The sequence below is a fragment of the Lysinibacillus sp. BS3 genome (genome assembly GCF_039614735.1).
GTDB lineage: Bacteria > Bacillota > Bacilli > Bacillales_A > Planococcaceae > Lysinibacillus > Lysinibacillus capsici.
Genome location: NZ_CP154860.1, coordinates 3122478 through 3138098, shown reverse-complemented (window position 1 = coordinate 3138098; position 15621 = coordinate 3122478). Strand labels below are relative to the sequence as shown.

16 protein-coding genes and 1 riboswitch are annotated in these 15621 nt (G+C 37.7%); of the genes, 2 read left to right on the top strand and 14 right to left on the bottom strand.

The annotated features are described in order from the left end of the window. Positions 1-45: 45 nt before the first annotated feature. From AAJG31_RS15490 to AAJG31_RS15475, 4 genes are all read right to left on the bottom strand, one after another. The gene (locus tag AAJG31_RS15490) at positions 46-996 is read right to left on the bottom strand and encodes a cobalamin-binding protein (protein WP_259950539.1); all 951 of its coding nucleotides are present in this window, start codon (positions 994-996) and stop codon (positions 46-48) included. Further along, positions 980-1537 carry a hypothetical protein gene (locus tag AAJG31_RS15485; protein ID WP_004231886.1) on the bottom strand — a complete coding sequence of 186 codons (558 nt, stop codon included), beginning with the start codon at positions 1535-1537 and terminating at the stop codon, positions 980-982. Before AAJG31_RS15485 ends, AAJG31_RS15490 begins: the two co-directional genes overlap by 17 nt. A gap of 157 nt (positions 1538-1694) precedes the next feature. Continuing rightward, a riboswitch (cobalamin riboswitch) is annotated at positions 1695-1893 on the bottom strand. 124 nt (positions 1894-2017) lie between these two features. Continuing rightward, the gene (locus AAJG31_RS15480) at positions 2018-2563 is read right to left on the bottom strand and encodes a glutathione peroxidase (RefSeq protein ID WP_103118917.1); all 546 of its coding nucleotides are present in this window, start codon (positions 2561-2563) and stop codon (positions 2018-2020) included. 80 nt (positions 2564-2643) lie between these two features. Continuing rightward, positions 2644-3198 carry a hypothetical protein gene (locus tag AAJG31_RS15475; protein ID WP_054549633.1) on the bottom strand — a complete coding sequence of 185 codons (555 nt, stop codon included), beginning with the start codon at positions 3196-3198 and terminating at the stop codon, positions 2644-2646. Between the two features lie 90 nt (positions 3199-3288). Here AAJG31_RS15475 and ytvI point away from each other — a divergent pair, with 90 nt between their 5' ends. Next, positions 3289-4347, top strand: coding sequence for a sporulation integral membrane protein YtvI (gene ytvI / locus AAJG31_RS15470; RefSeq protein WP_048394150.1), 1059 nt, complete (start codon positions 3289-3291; stop codon positions 4345-4347). A gap of 161 nt (positions 4348-4508) precedes the next feature. Here the strand turns inward: ytvI and AAJG31_RS15465 are convergent, their stop codons facing one another. Beyond that, positions 4509-5663, bottom strand: coding sequence for a C40 family peptidase (locus AAJG31_RS15465; RefSeq protein ID WP_259950538.1), 1155 nt, complete (start codon positions 5661-5663; stop codon positions 4509-4511). 321 nt (positions 5664-5984) lie between these two features. Further along, the gene (locus AAJG31_RS15460) at positions 5985-7973 is read right to left on the bottom strand and encodes an AarF/UbiB family protein (protein ID WP_279493316.1); all 1989 of its coding nucleotides are present in this window, start codon (positions 7971-7973) and stop codon (positions 5985-5987) included. 249 nt (positions 7974-8222) lie between these two features. Here AAJG31_RS15460 and AAJG31_RS15455 point away from each other — a divergent pair, with 249 nt between their 5' ends. Next, on the top strand, positions 8223-9917 hold the full coding sequence (locus AAJG31_RS15455; protein WP_259950535.1) for an FAD-dependent oxidoreductase: 1695 nt from the start codon (positions 8223-8225) through the stop codon (positions 9915-9917). Between the two features lie 38 nt (positions 9918-9955). On the opposite strand, the gene AAJG31_RS15450 is transcribed toward AAJG31_RS15455, so the two are convergent. The 8 genes from AAJG31_RS15450 to AAJG31_RS15415 all read right to left on the bottom strand — a co-directional run bounded on the left by AAJG31_RS15450 (position 9956) and on the right by AAJG31_RS15415 (position 15618). Beyond that, on the bottom strand, positions 9956-10906 hold the full coding sequence (locus AAJG31_RS15450; RefSeq protein WP_004231872.1) for a c-type cytochrome: 951 nt from the start codon (positions 10904-10906) through the stop codon (positions 9956-9958). Positions 10907-11140: 234 nt separating this feature from the next. Continuing rightward, positions 11141-11845 (bottom strand): DsbA family oxidoreductase, encoded by a 705-nt coding sequence (locus AAJG31_RS15445; RefSeq protein WP_048394144.1) that lies wholly within the window; start codon positions 11843-11845, stop codon positions 11141-11143. A 12-nt stretch (positions 11846-11857) separates the two neighbouring features. Further along, a complete protein-coding gene (locus AAJG31_RS15440; RefSeq protein WP_112116787.1) occupies positions 11858-12634 on the bottom strand; it encodes a sulfite exporter TauE/SafE family protein in 777 nt (258 codons plus the stop codon). An 80-nt stretch (positions 12635-12714) separates the two neighbouring features. After that, positions 12715-12945, bottom strand: a complete 231-nt coding sequence (locus AAJG31_RS15435) for a sulfurtransferase TusA family protein (RefSeq protein WP_112118009.1) — start codon at positions 12943-12945, stop codon at positions 12715-12717. Between the two features lie 141 nt (positions 12946-13086). Further along, positions 13087-14214, bottom strand: a complete 1128-nt coding sequence (locus AAJG31_RS15430) for an MBL fold metallo-hydrolase (protein WP_279493318.1) — start codon at positions 14212-14214, stop codon at positions 13087-13089. 79 nt (positions 14215-14293) lie between these two features. Beyond that, entirely contained in the window at positions 14294-14689 is a 396-nt protein-coding gene (locus tag AAJG31_RS15425; RefSeq protein WP_048394137.1) for a DsrE/DsrF/DrsH-like family protein, read from the bottom strand. A gap of 17 nt (positions 14690-14706) precedes the next feature. Beyond that, complete coding sequence (locus AAJG31_RS15420; protein ID WP_115673142.1) at positions 14707-15255, bottom strand: sulfurtransferase TusA family protein; 549 nt, start codon at positions 15253-15255, stop codon at positions 14707-14709. A 66-nt stretch (positions 15256-15321) separates the two neighbouring features. After that, a complete protein-coding gene (locus AAJG31_RS15415; RefSeq protein WP_048394133.1) occupies positions 15322-15618 on the bottom strand; it encodes a rhodanese-like domain-containing protein in 297 nt (98 codons plus the stop codon). Positions 15619-15621 lie beyond the last annotated feature (3 nt).

Sequence of the window (15621 nt, the reverse complement as noted above, 5' to 3'; positions counted from 1 at the left end):
AAAAAATGCTAGCTGAATGGCTGACAGCTAGCATGGAAACATTTCTTATTTAAATAACTCTGGGTACACAGCCTTCGCTACTAATTCTACAGCTTCACCAATACGCGGACCAGGTCGATTAGAGATATCTGTATCAATGGACAATACCGCTTTGTTTTGAATAGCTTTCACAGTATTCCAACCATCTCGTCCAAGAATTTCTCCTATTGGATCTTCTGTATAGTTTACTGTTGTTAAAATAACATCTGGATTTTTCGCAATAACATCTTCCTCATTCACTTTTGCCCAGCTATTCAAGTCAGAAAAAACATTATTAACATTAGCTGCATCTAATATTTCTTGCTGGAAAGTGCTAGAGCCTGCTGTATATATGTCTGGCTTAGGGCTAACCTCTAAATAAACATTTTTCGGCGTTTTTACATCCTTCACCTTCGTTTGTACTTCAGCAATTTTCGCTTTAATCTCTTCGTTTAATTTATTTCCTTTATCAGGAACATCCATCACAGCAGCAATTTGTTCGATATCTCCATAAACATCGTCGAAAGTAGTCGCAGATTGAATAACAAACACTTTAATTCCTGCGTCCTCAAGCGGCTTTAGGGCATCCTTATCACCTATTGTATAAGCAATGACAACATCTGGCTTTAACGCTATAATTCTTTCACTGTTAAAGTTCATAGTATCAGAGACACGTTCAATTTTTTGTGCTTCCTCTGGGTAAGTATCGTACTCAGTTGCTCCTACAATTTTATCGCCAACACCTAAAGCAAACAAAATTTCAGTATTACTTGGTTGTAAAGATACAACTGTTTTTGGTACTTCTTTAAACTCTATTTCCACTCCACGGTCATCTGTCACTTTATAGCTTGTTTTCTCTGCTTGTTGTGTATCTTGCGAAGCATCTTTATTTTTTGTATCTTCAGCAGTGCCACAGCCTGCTAATACCAGTGCAAGTAAGAGCACTGATAGCCATTGGAAATTAAATACTTTTTTCATTGTTATTCTCCTTTTTCTTTTTCATTGGGTAGGATTTACTAATAAACGGTATTTCCGCTATTCCAGCTTGCTGATTCATAAAAACAGCCATGACAAAACATACATTAGCTAATAAACCAAGGTAATCGAAAAGAATAGCTGGAACCTCTCGTTCTTCTGATACTTTGTGTAAAGTACGATATGATTTTTTTGCCTCACTGCGACAAAGATGTAAGGCTGCAGCAGCCTCTGTTCCTTGAGGTAAAACAAAACTTTGAATCTCTTCCTTCACATGGCGAACGTAAAAATCATAACGTTCACTTAACCAAGATAAATCCTCTTCAGTTACTGCTAATTTCCCACGTACTGAGCCATTCACATGATAAGCCATAGGTAACATAAGCAATAAATCCTCAGCAACAACTTGAACATCCTCTTTTTTTACCGCAGCTAATGCAACTCCTAGATGTGTTGTCAGACTATCTGTTCGAATTTCAAAATCGACCGTTGAAGCTTTCTCACGCATAAATGGATAACAAGAATAACGGGCATCTTTTTTCACTTGCTTCCCCCCTATTTTCTATAATGAAAAATTCTTATTTGAAAGGCATAAAAAAGTCGCTCCTTTTTGCAAAGGAACGACAAAAATAACATAATGAGCCATCAAACTGGACAAAGCCTATGTATTTGCCGTATATCCTCCTAGCTTCCGAGAAGTTTTTATACGTTCAAATAAAGGTCGGTCTCCTGGCTTGTACAGTTCGTCACATGAAACGAATGTGTTATAAAGGACCTTCCCATCTTCTTTGAGACAGTGGTAAATCTTTATAATGGCTGCACTTACAGTTGCGGAAACAGCTCCGGTTTTTCACCGGATTCCCGATTATGCTAATTAGCACCTTTATTCTGCAAGAATATTTCATTTGTAAAGCAGTTTATCATATATGCTTCAGAAAAAATAGCTGTACACAGTTTTAAAATATAGCATTATTTCTACTTGAAGAGAAAACCCTAACAAATTTTTACATTATTAAGAAATTTACTATAATAGTGTTTCAATTGCTTTTTCAATATCGAGCTGTGAATCTGTTGGTTCAAAGCGTGCGACGGTCTTACCATTAGCATCTACTAGAAATTTTGTAAAGTTCCAGCGAATATTACGACCATCTAAAAAGCTTGGGGCAAGTTGAACAATTGCTTCTGCCAACATTTTCTCCTGCATACTTGCCTTCCCAAACTCTCGGTAATCCACTTCATGCTTTAAATAATTAAAGAGTGGATGGGTAGCCTCTCCATTTACCTGTACAAGCTCAAAAATCGGGAATGTGACCCCATAGTTTACCTTGCATAGATGCTTAGTTTCCTCCCCATCTTCAGGATTTTGATGGCCAAATTGATCACAAGGGAATCCAAGAACTACAAAATTCTCTTTTCCATATCTATCATACATTTTCTGTAAGTCTTCAAATTGATATGTAAATCGGCATTGGTTTGCCGTGTTAACAATTAACATTGTTTTTCCACGATATGTTTCCATCGATAAAATTTCGCCATTAGGCTTCCGAACTAGATAATTATAAATGCTCATGCATAATCCCCTTTTTTCATTCATTATAGTTGACTATTCTATCGTTCATCAAAGAATTTGCACAAAAAAACACCACCTCGCTACTTTGAACGGATGGCTGACTTATACTTCTTTTTATATTTAGCATCTTGTTCTTCATTAATTAAACGATGGGCAATATCTAATAATTTCGAGTCATTTGTTTGATCATATAACTTTTTAAATGACATTATAATATCCTGACGAATAAGAGATGGCTGTTTTTCATCTATACATGTTTGAAATCTTTTAGCTAGATACGATACAACCAAATCTCTTTGTACTGGACCCGCCTGTCCAATTTTCCAAATTGCTTGTAATGCATGCCTTGCCGTAGCAGATTGTTCATCGTAAGTCACAGCCCAAATCTTTAAAAAATCCTCCAAGACCCTTTCTTCTGGATCACTTTTTGCAGCTAAAGCGCATAAAATTTGTGCAGCACGTGCACGAGAATAACCATTATTGTATGTAAGAGCTTTTATTAGCTGTTCCCAAACTGCATATGTCCAATCTACGGGTTCTTGCATAATTTTTATTAATTCCTCGTAAGATTCATATTGAATATCGCGATCATGCTCTGTTAGATTACTAAAAAGTTGCAAAATCTCTTTTTCCATAATTCATCCCTACCTTTATTGTTTCAGAACGTAATAAAATTTGATTTATGGTACACTTAACTTAATTTTTTTCGCAAAGAAGGTGAGTTTATGAATAAATTTAATGCTAGGAAATTGATTTTTCGGTTGATTGTGATAATATCACTACTTCTAGCTGCCTATTTTGTTATCCCAGTGTCCATGCCTTTAATACTTGCTGGGATTAGTGCATTTTTCTTAGAACCAATTGTCATGTTCTTTAAACGGAAATGGAAAATGTCACGGAAAATAGCAGTTGCTTTTATTTACATAGTGAGTGTTATTGTTATATCTATTATTTGTTATCTTTCTATTACACAAATAATGACACAAATAATTTTACTATCTAAGCAAGCTCCCTATTATATTTCCAAGCTATCAGATATGTGGCTTCATATGCAAGAAAATATTTCTAAATACACAGAAGACTTTCCACCTGAAGTAAGTGCTTCGCTTCAAAAAACCACTATGGATTTCATAAAGAAAGTCGAAGAATCCTTTTTAAGCTTCTTTAATTATAGCAAAGTTTCTGCCTTCTTTTCAGAGATACCCAGCCTATTTATCAGTCTTCTCGTTTATATGATTGCGCTATTCCTATTTATGCTTGATTTGCCTAAGTTAAAGCAAATCACTTATAAATATTTAAAGCCCAATACAGCAAAGAAGATAAAAATTATTTTAAATCGCTTAAAAGATGCAACATTTGGCTATATGAAGGCTCACTTATTTGTAAGCTTTATTATTGGAGGCGTCACACTCATTGGACTGCTATTAATCCAACCGAAATATGCAGTAACAATGACGATTATTATCTGGTTAATAGATATTGTACCATTCCTAGGCTCTATCATTATTCTAGCGCCATGGGGACTTTACCACCTGTTGATGGGAAACACCTCTATAGCTGTAAAATTATTCATCTTAGCTGCTATTTTACTTATTATTCGTCGAGTAGTCGAGCCTAAATTAATGGGAGACCATATCGGTTTATCCACTTTACCAACATTAATTTCCATGTTCATAGGTCTACAGTTATTTGGTATTATCGGTTTACTTGTCGGCCCATTCGTTATTATTTTCTTTATTGCCTTGAAAGAGACAGGTGTCATCAAAGTAAATTTTAAAATTTAATATCAATTTAGTATGCAGGAAAGTCTCTTTTCAAGAATAGAAGTAGTCGTCTTGTTTCTTTGAAAGAATAGCATTCCAAAAACAAAAAAGGTCATCTTTGTATATTTTTCTCTACAAAGATGACCTTTTTCTTATCTCAACCGTCTATATATTAGTGAGGCCTATTGAATACGTCCAAAGCCTACTAAGTATTGATTCCACCAATCAAGTGATTCAATTACGACACCATTGTTTTGAGCGTCGATCATTGTGTTATTACCTAAATAAATACCTACGTGTGCTACTCCTGAACCATAGCTGAAGAACACTAAGTCCCCAACGCGTGCTTCACCTGCTGAAATGCGTTGTGTTGCTAAATATTGTTGTGATGCTGTACGAGGTAAAGAAACACCCGCTTGCTTATATGACCATTGTACAAGACCTGAACAGTCAAAACCTGTTGATGGGTTGCTACCACCCCAAACATAAGGACGTCCTAGGAATTGTTTAGCTGTTGAAATGGCATCTCCTGAAGAAACAGTGCCAGCTCCTGAACCAACAATAATTTTTTGTGGTTCGCCTCCACCATTATTTTGAGTTGCTTGTACAACTGGTGTAGCAGCTTGAAGTGCACGTAAACGAGCTGCCTCTTCTTCAGCTGCTTTACGCTCCGCTTCTAAACGTTCTTCTTCTTGTTTCGTTGCAATTTCAGCTTTTAATGCAAGTGATTTTGCTTCGTTCTCAGCTTTCTTCACTTCCATTTCGCTTTCTTTTTGCTGAAGCTCTTGGAATTGTTTTTGAAGTTCCTTTTGTTTTTCATCTAATGTAGCTTTTTGTTGCTCTAAGCTTGCTTTATCTGCTTCCTGTTGATCCACTAATTCTTGGTCAGCATCCATTAATGTTTTCACCGCTACGACACGATCCATTAAATCTGCAAAGCTTTTTGCCTCAAGCACTACGTTTAAATAAACACCTACCGTGTTGTCTTGCGCTTGGTATGCAGCCATACGTTCACTTAAAATTTTTGAACGTTGTTCGATGCGTTTTTGTGTTTCAACAATACTAGCATCCACTTCTTTAATATCTGCTTGTACTTGTTTAAATACCTTTACTTTTGCGTCGATCTCTTGTTGTAGTTTCGTTAGTTCTTCTTGTAATTTTTTAATTTGTGCATCTATTTCAGCCTTTTTCTCAATCATTTGTTGAGAAGTTTCTTCGGCATGTACTTCTGTTGGTTGAATTGTATTAAATAATAAGCCGCCAGCTAGTGCTAATGCTAGCACCATCGACTTACGCCATTTGTTACGCTTAGCCACGTTACCTTCATTTCCCTTCATCTATCAATTTCGCTCTCGATATTCTATGTAATCACTTGAACGATTTCTATTTTAATTAAATGTTCTTATATTTATTTTAGCCTTTTAAAGTTTAGCATTTTCTACATAACTTTTATACTATTTCATGTCTATTTAATACATTAGTAAAACTCGAAATATTTCTGTAACATTCGCACTCAAACTACATTATTCTACATAATACATTTTTCTTCTACACAGAGAAACTATTAGCTAATTCGACATTAGACCTAACAGATCTTTTGTAATGTTTTTGTAATATTTGAGGGTGCCAAAGAAAAAGGTAGGGAAAAAATTCCCTACCTATTGCTTCATCGACCTTAATGCTTGTATAGATAATCTCACTAACAAAATAGCACATAAAAATAAACCTAAATATGCCGCTGTGTTCAAATAGACCGCATAAGAATCGTGGATAAATTGTGAAATAGCTAAAAGAGCGACAGATATAATACCAAAAGTTATACCCACCAGCAGCAAAACAAATTGAGAAAACAAATGTGTAATAAAACGTGAATTATGTTCATCCGAAAAGACATCATGATGTAAAATGATTTTTCCGCTCTCAACTCGCTGAATGAGCTGATCGACTCTTCTAGGCATTTTACGCAAAGTCGGTATTAGCATAGATAATTCTTCTTGCAGCCGCTCCTTAGTTGCCATCGGTTCTTTAAAAGGCTTAAGGAAAGAGGCACGCATATATGTAGCAGAAAAATCCTTTGCCTCAGTAAAGATATCAAAACGTGGGTCTATTACCCGTAATGTGCCATCTAACGTCACTAAGGAACGGAGAGCTAATCCCACTGCTGGATAAAATGCAAGTCCAAAATCTCTTACCACTGTAAATAGCGCGTGAATTAATTCTTCAGTAGGTATACGGTCAACATAGGAAATTTTCAGTAAAATTTGGTCGATTGCCTGCTCCATTCTCGCACGTTCTGCATGATCAGCATTTTCCACTAATAATGTTAAACCATCATATAAAACGCTTGAATCATTTAGTTGAATGCCCATCAAAAATAACTTTAAGCCTTCTTGCTGTGTTGCACCTAAACGTCCTACTGCGCCAAAGTCAAGCAAGACTGGTGTTCCATCTGTTTCATCGATATGGATATTTCCTGGATGTGGGTCTGCATGAAAAATACCAGAGAATAGCATCTGCTCAAAAAATGAGTAGAGTACGGTTCTTGCAAATTGCCTACGATCAATCGACAAACGATTAAATTCAGATGCCCCCTCTGCCACACTTTGTCCACGAATATACTCCATCACAATAACATTTTCATTACTGTAAGGCGTAAATATTTTAGGAATTCGAACCTTGTAATCGCTTTTCGCCAGTGCATTCTTCACCTGTAGCGTATTACGTACTTCAATATCTAAATGAATCTCCTCACGTAGCCCCTCTGCAAATCCCCCAGCCAACTCTCGAAAGCCTAATGATTCTGCCCAGGTTGATTTTGTGGATAGCCAATTAGCAAATTCCTCTAAAATTTCAAGGTCATCGCGCATAATTCCCTTTACTTCTGGACGCAATAGCTTGACTACCACCTCTTCATAATTTTTAAGCCTTGCTTTATGCACTTGGCCAATAGAGGCTGCTGCAATGGGTTCCATTTGAAATTGGCTAAATATTTCGTCCATTGATTGCGGAAGAGATCTCTCTAAAATTTGTTTCACTTGCTCCTCTGATAAAGGCCTTACTCGGTGTTGAAGCCTTTCTAATTCATCAATAAAAATAGGTGAAAAAAGCTCTTTTCGTGTGGAAAGTACCTGGCCAAATTTGATGAAAATCCCACCACATTGTTCTAACGTTGCGCGCAAAGCAATTGCAAGTTCTTTTTCATTTTCTCGTTGCCTCGCATATTTAATCGTTTGTACGACACCGTTTGTAACAGCAATTTTTAATACCTGACGCAGGCGTTTCTGCTGTCGCCAATAGCTACGCAATCGCAATAGTAAAGATTTTTGGCCGTGACGGCGATCTCCATTCGTAATGCCACTAGGGTCAAAAAGCTCAAATACCAAATAAAGCAACATCGAAATTAGTAGCATACTACCGATCCAAATCAGTGTGCTTACCTCAGTTACTGTTTGCATCATCGTTTCTGATAAAAAATCTGTATGGCGTAGATAAGAATACCAGTACACAAAAGAGGTTAATGTCACACTAATAACGACTGACAGCACTCTTCGCACAAAATTAATATTCGAGCCAATTAATCGTCCACTCACAATATAAATCAAACCCGATACTATGAGGATTTGGGTTAAAAATTTCAAAAAGATCAATAGTGTCACCCCCTGTGCCATTTCCATTTCCTACTACCCTTAGTATAGCAAATTTGTGCATCAACTTTCTTGAACGAGGAACACCACAGAAAATTTATTAATTTGGCACCTTGATATAATACCCTTTAGGGTATATTATTTATTTGTAGTATTCAAACTACATAATTCTCCTACTTTTAGAAATAAAACCTTTATTTAAGAGACTCTAAATACCCCATTATGTATTTACTATGAAAAGGAGTGTTTACATTGAGTAAAAAATTTTTAATAGTCGGCGGCGTTGCAGGTGGTGCATCCACAGCGGCTCGTCTTCGTCGTCTAGATGAAAAAGCAGAAATTATTATATTTGAAAAGGGGCCGAATGTTTCATTCTCTAATTGTTCTCTCCCCTTCCATTTAAGCGGGATTGTTGAAAATAGCGACAAATTAATTTTAATGACGCCTCAAGGCTTCCAAACAAAATACAATATAGAGGCTCGTGTTCAGCAAGAAGTTGTACGTATTAACAGAGAGCAAAAAACCATCACCATTAAGGATTTAAAAACGAATAGAGATTATGAGGAAAGTTACGATACGTTAATTTTATCCCCAGGAGCAAGTCCTATCGTCCCTGACTTAGAGGGCATTCATTCTAAGCACGTCTTTACCATTAGAAACGTGGCTGATATTGACCGTTTAAATTGGTATCTACAAACAGATAATGTACAGGATATTGCTGTGGTCGGCGGAGGCTTCATTGGTGTAGAGGTAGCAGAAAATTTGAAGCTAGCAGGCTATAATGTATCTCTAGTTGAATTCGGCCAACAAATTATGGCCCCTTTTGATTATGATATGGCTCAGATCTTACACAAGGAAATGACTGATAAAGGGGTTCAAATTATTGTCAATGACGGTCTTGCAAAGGTTACACCAAATAATGTGACGTTGAACTCAGGCAAACAATTGAAAGCCCAAGCAGTAGTATTAGCAATTGGCGTTCGACCTGAAATCCGCTTAGCCAAAGAGGCCGGGCTAACAATTGGTGAACTCGGAGGTATTCAAGTTGATGCAAATTACGTGACGTCTGATCCTTCCATATATGCTGTGGGAGATGCGATTGAAGTATTCCATCAGCTTACCCATAAACAGACGCGCCTTGCTTTAGCCGGTCCCGCTCAACGACAAGCACGTGCAGCAGCTAATCATATGTATAACATCCCTCATCACAACAAAGGAGTCATTGGATCTTCAAGCGTACAAATTTTCGATCTCGTATGCGCGACAACAGGTTTGAACGAAAAAACAGCCCTAGCAAATGGCTTTCAAGCAAAAAGTGTTTATTTGATAGCTCCAGACAAAGTAGGACTAATGCCAAATAGTAATCCACTTCACTTTAAGCTCGTTTATGAAACACCGACGGGTAAAATACTAGGGGCTCAAGCAATAGGTAAAGGTAATGCAGATAAGAGGATTGATGTTATAGCTACCCTCATCACAATGGGCGGTACATTAGAAGATTTAAAGGAGCTAGAGTTATCCTATTCTCCAATGTTTAGCACTGCCCGTGATATTGTTAATTTGGCAGCTCTTGTAGCTCAAAATCTATTACACGGACACTTTAAGCAGGTAAAAGTTGATGAAGTAAGGGAACTCATTGAAAATCAAGCCTTTTTCTTAGACGTTCGTGAAAAAAATGAATTTGAATCCGGTCACCTTATCAATGCACACAATATTCCTCTAAGTGAACTTCGGGAAAGAATGGATGAAATTCCGAAGGATCAAGCAGTGTATGTGCATTGCCGATCTGGTCAACGTAGCTATAATGCTGTTATGGCCCTTCAAAATAGCGGTTTTTCTAACGTCTTTAATGTAAGTGGGTCATTCCTAGGGATTTGCTTATACGAATATTTTACAGATATCACAACGAACAGAGATAAAATAGTAACTGCTTATAATTTTAAATAAGTTAAAGGGATGCCAATTATCAGCATCCCTTTTCTTCGTTAATTTGTAGACAAAACTTTTTCCCAGTCAATCGTACCATTTTTAACTTGTTCACGTTTTTCCTTAGTCATGATGTCATTTGGACGCCCGCCTTTTGGCCAATCTTTTTCATGGTTCGCCCACTCTGGACGATCTTGCGATAAAATAAAGGCAGCTAAATCTGCAGCTTCTTGATCTGTTAATGTTCCCGCTGCACCTATCGGCATATTATTTTGAATATAGCCAGCCATTTTTGACATACGTGCCATACCTGCGCCATCATTAAATGAATTATCTCCCCATAAAGCTGGGCCAGTATTAGCACCAGTTCCTGCGCCATCAGCTGCATGACAGGCTATACAGGACTGTGCATAAAGCTCCTCACCATCTGCAACATTTGGAATCGGCACATTCTTCATATCACTTGTGCCCGCCCATTCACGTTTTGCTCCAATTGGAACACCTTCAGAAATATAAGCGAAATACGCCACCATAGCCTCTAGTTCATCACTATTCATTTCGAATTTTTTACCATTCATACTCCGAACCATACAGCCATTAATCCGTTCTTCTATTGTAACTACACCACCTGAGCGTCCAATATACTGTGGATAATTTGCCATTACACCTACTAATGATGAGGCTTGCTCGTCATAGCCAGCACCGGCATGACAGCTTGTGCAAGATAATTGGTTGCCCACATATTCATCTGCCGCAACATGTGTGTTATTAACAAGTTCATAGCCCGTTAATATTGCTTCTTTCATTGGACCATCTGGTACTTCTTCAATACTTGGCGGAGCATAGACCACTGACTGAGCAGCTGCTGTTGTTGGTATTTGTGTTTGCACTGTCGCTTCTTTCTCACTCACATTCGAATCAACTGTAATTTTGTCACTGACAAACGTCCCAACAAAAATGGCGCCTGCTAACAGTACTGTTCCTGCTACTCCTGCTACTATAGGTTTCATCTATAATACCCCCCTTTGTATTCTCACTTATATTTTAGCAACATAACAATTTATTGGATGTGATTTTTCTCACACTACCATAAAATAGAACCATTCAGATGATAAAAAAGGATAAATTATACATTTTATTTTGTTGTATAACACAGAAAACAAGACTTAATACCTCTTGCAGTATTCATTTATTCGAAAAAAAAGCGTCAAGTACACTTACGCACTCGACACCTTTAAAGTCTTTTATAGTTTACACTGTCCATCAGCACATGCCGATTCTCCATTACCATTTATCATTATCGTTGGCTGAATCCCAGCTATTTCCGCAGCTTGATGCAAAGTTCGCACAAACACTTCATTCGGCTCAGCCCCTTTAATACCATAACGATTTTCAAATACAAAGAACGGTACACTTTGTACGCCAAGTTGCTGTGCTTCATAGCGATCCTTGTCTAGCTCTTCACTAAAATCAGTTGAAGCTAATATTCCCGCTGCAACTTCTCTATCCAAATCTAATTGCGCAATAACTTTTAATAAAAACTCATCTTTGTTCAAATCTTCACCATCTTTAAAATAACCAGCCATTAGTGCTTCCGTATAAGCTGTCGCTTTACCAAATTGCTGCGTCCATTTAGCTAAACGATGAGCCTTTTCTGTATGTGCTGTTTTCATCTTAGCAAAATCATAATGCAAACCAACTTCCGTTGCTCTCGTAGCTATACCCTCGACCATATCTTTCACTTCATCTAGCGTGACATCATACTTTTTAGCCAGCGCCTCATAAAAAGAGGGTGCATTCACTTCCGGGATATCTGGGCCTATTTGAAATGCTTTATATTCTATTTCCACTAATCCTGTATAGCCTGCGATGTCAATCGCCCGTTCCAGTTCTCGTTTGCCAATATAACAAAATGGACATGTAAAATCAGAGAAAACTTCAATTTTCATTACCATACCCCCTTATAATATATCCATCCAAATTTTAATAGCTGTTGCTAATATAAGAACCGCTAAAATAATTTGTAGGAATTTAGTATTTAACTTGCCCCCTATTCTCGCACCCAGAGGAGCAGCTATTAGACTAGCTACAATCAAGATGAGCGCTGGATAATATTCCACTTGCCCAGTCATTAATTTACCAATAGTTCCTCCTACTGAGGAGATAAACGTAATAGCAAGGCTTGACGCAATGGTCATACGAGTAGGGATTCCTAAGACCACAAGCATGATTGGTACTAATAAAAATCCACCAGCTGCTCCTACAATTCCGGAACCGATACCAACAACGAAAGCTAATAGGACCGCCAATGGTTTATTAAATGTAACAGCCTGCATCGGTTTATCATCAACTTGCTTTTTCGGTATGAACATCATCACAGATGCAATCAATGCAAGGATTCCATAGACCATGTTAATACCAGACTCAGATAAAAATTTTGAACCGAAGCTACCCACAAAGCTTCCCGCTAATATGGCACTCCCCATATAGATAATGAGTGATTTATTTAAATACCCGCCTTTACGATAGACCCAAACACCTGAAAGAGCAGCAAAAAGTACCTGAATCGCACTTATCCCTGACACCTCATGTGCAGAAAAGGCCGCAAATCCTAGTAATGGCGGTATATATAGTAGCATCGGGAAATTAATGATGGCACCGCCAATACCTAACATCCCTGATACAAATGAACCGAGAAAACCAATAAGTAAAATGGTTAAGATCCATGCAATATCCATTTAGTTTTCCTTCTTTCTGGCTGTATTCAACAAAAGGAAAGAAGGGTTGTTCTACTGTAATAGACAACCCTCAATCAGCCCTATGCTTTCTGAATGAAAAATGTAATAACGCCAGCCTCTTCAGATTGATCTAAAATGATATGACCTCCTGCTTTTGCCCAAGCAGGAATATCCGCTAAAGCTCCTTTATCTGTCACCTGAACTTCTAATACTTCCCCAGACTTTAGGGTATCTATTGCTTTTTTTGTCTTCACAATAGGCATTGGACAAGAAAGGCCTTTTGCATCTAGTTGTAAACTTGATTTCATCATATTCTCCTTCAACTCGGCAAAGGTTGTAAGCGATTTTGCCGGTTCTTCTTGTTTTATATCTTCATGAAGGATGAGCACCTTCAATTCACGAAATTTACATATAATAAGCATACATGCATACTCATTGCACTTTAGCATGTTTTATCGTACTGCACAGCGATTTGGTCCAATTTCCATTTCTGTTTGCTCATCTAACGCAGGTGTGATTTTCCCCATATTCACCTGACGAATTTCCTGATAAGCATTTGGTTGTGGAGGTAATTCATCTGTTACCACACGTCTAAATTCTTCTTCATCTTGAATATTTAATCCATGGTTTTGTACAAATAAATCCCCTAGTCGTCTAGCAACCGTCCCATCTTCATTCAGCTCATCAATAATCATAAAATGTGCTGGTAAGACAATAAGTTCATCAGACAATTCTCGATAACGCTTGTAAAGCGTGTCTCGTAAATCTCCAACCCAGTCATCAGCAAGGCCAGCTAAATCAGGACGTCCGATTGAATCGATAAATAAAATATCTCCTGTTAATAAATATTTGCTGTCAACAACAAATGAAGTAGAGCCTATCGTATGACCAGGAGAATAGATAGCTCCTACATCTATTTTTGATGCACCGATTTGAACAGTCGTTCCATCAACTAACGGTGTATAGTGGAACACAACTTCTTCAGCGTCCTTAGGTGGCAAATAATAGGTTGCGCCTGTCATCTCTGCAATATAGCGCCCACCTGAAATGTGATCAGCATGTAAGTGTGTATCAAAAACATGTTTAATTTGGACATTTTTATGTTCTGCAAAATTTATAAACACATCTGTAAAACGTACAGCATCAATAATAGCTGCTTCACCTTCAGAAAGGACCATATAAGACAGACAGCCCTTTCCTAAGCGAACAAACTGATAAAGCTCACCACCGCCTGTTAAATCACCTACTTTAATTGGCTCTAAATATTCACTCCAGGATTTCATACCTCCAGCTAAATAGGCAACCTCAATACCTGCCTCAGCTAACATTTCAGCAACCATTAAAGACGATCCTTCTTTAGCACAAACGACTAATACATCTTTATCAGTTGGGATATTCGGTAAAATATTATCAATACCATCTAACAGTTCAAAATACGGTATATTTAAGTACTCAAAACGATGTCCATCGATTTTCCAATCTTCGAATGCATCCGCATTACGAACATCTAAAATAAACAACTCTTCATTGTGAATAACCTTTTTAGCTACTTGTGACGCGCTCCATTTTTGAATTGACATCTCTTTTACCCCCATCGGTATTGTTTTTATGTTTTTTATAGCAGAGAGGGGTGCCCTCTCCGCTTTTATAGGTAGGTCACTAGAATGTAAGTGACGGTGCTGCGTCTTTCGCGAATTCTAGGAACGTTACGGCTCCTCCCACTTCAATACCCTCAATGAAATCTTCAGTAGTTAAACCCATAACATCCATCGTCATCTGACAAGCAATAAATTTCACACCTAATTCTTGTGCCATTTCCACTAGTTGTGGAATAGCTGGCACATTTGCTTTTGTAAACCCTTCAGCATAGTGTTCTGCTCCAGCTGGCATTGGTAATGCATGCATACCTTGCTTATGAATTAAATTCAAACCTTCAAATGTAAAGAAGATAGCTACCTCTTTCTCAGAAGCTGCCGCAGCTGTTGCGATATTAAATACCTTATACGCATCAAATAAACCACCGTTACTTGCAATGATTGCTACTTTGTTCGACATAATAAAATTCCTCCAATTTAAATGTTTTTTGTTAAATCACCTGACCAGGATGTCATACCTGGTAAGACGTTAAATACTTTCGTAAAACCACGTGAAGCCAGCTTTTGCGCAGCCATGTCACTGCGTTTTCCAGTACGACAAATAACATATATCTCCTGCTCTTTATCAAGCTCAGAAAGTCGTGTCTCCAGTTCGCCCATTGGTATCGATTTTGCTCCCGCAATATGCCCAAAAGCGAATTCCGCTTCCTCACGTACATCTAGAATTAATCCTTTACGACTTGTGATTTGCTCTAAATCAATTGTTTGATCAAACGTCATTTCTTCTATTTGGTCGTTTGTACATTTACGAATATAGTGTTTCAGTACACCATCATCTTCTAAAGTACCAATATACTGATGACCTACAGTTTCAGCCCATGCCGCAATATCAGCTTTAGATCCTTTGTCAGTCGCAGCTACTTCTAAAATTTGACCATCTACTAAATCAGCCATCGCTTTTTTTGTTTTCACAATCGGCATCGGGCAAGAAAGACCCTTGGCATCTAGCTGAAAATCCGCCTTCATACTTTTCACAACCTCCATATACCTATAAGGGTATTATTTTAATTAAAAAAATATAGATTTAACCTATTACTGTACTTTTCCCTCCCAAGCTAACATACCACCAATCATGTTAGTTACATTAAAGCCATTACTTTCTAATAGTTGAGTAGCCCGAGCACTTCGTCCACCTGATCGACAAACCATAATATACGACTCCCTCTTATTTAATTCAGGTAGTCGAAACTCTAATAAACCTAGCGGGATATGAATAATGCCTGGGATGTGGCCAGCCTCTACTTCATCTACCTCTCGCACATCAATAAGATTCAGCTTCCCTCCTTGCTCCATCGTTTGTTGAACTTCTTTTGCTGTAATTTCTTTCACTTT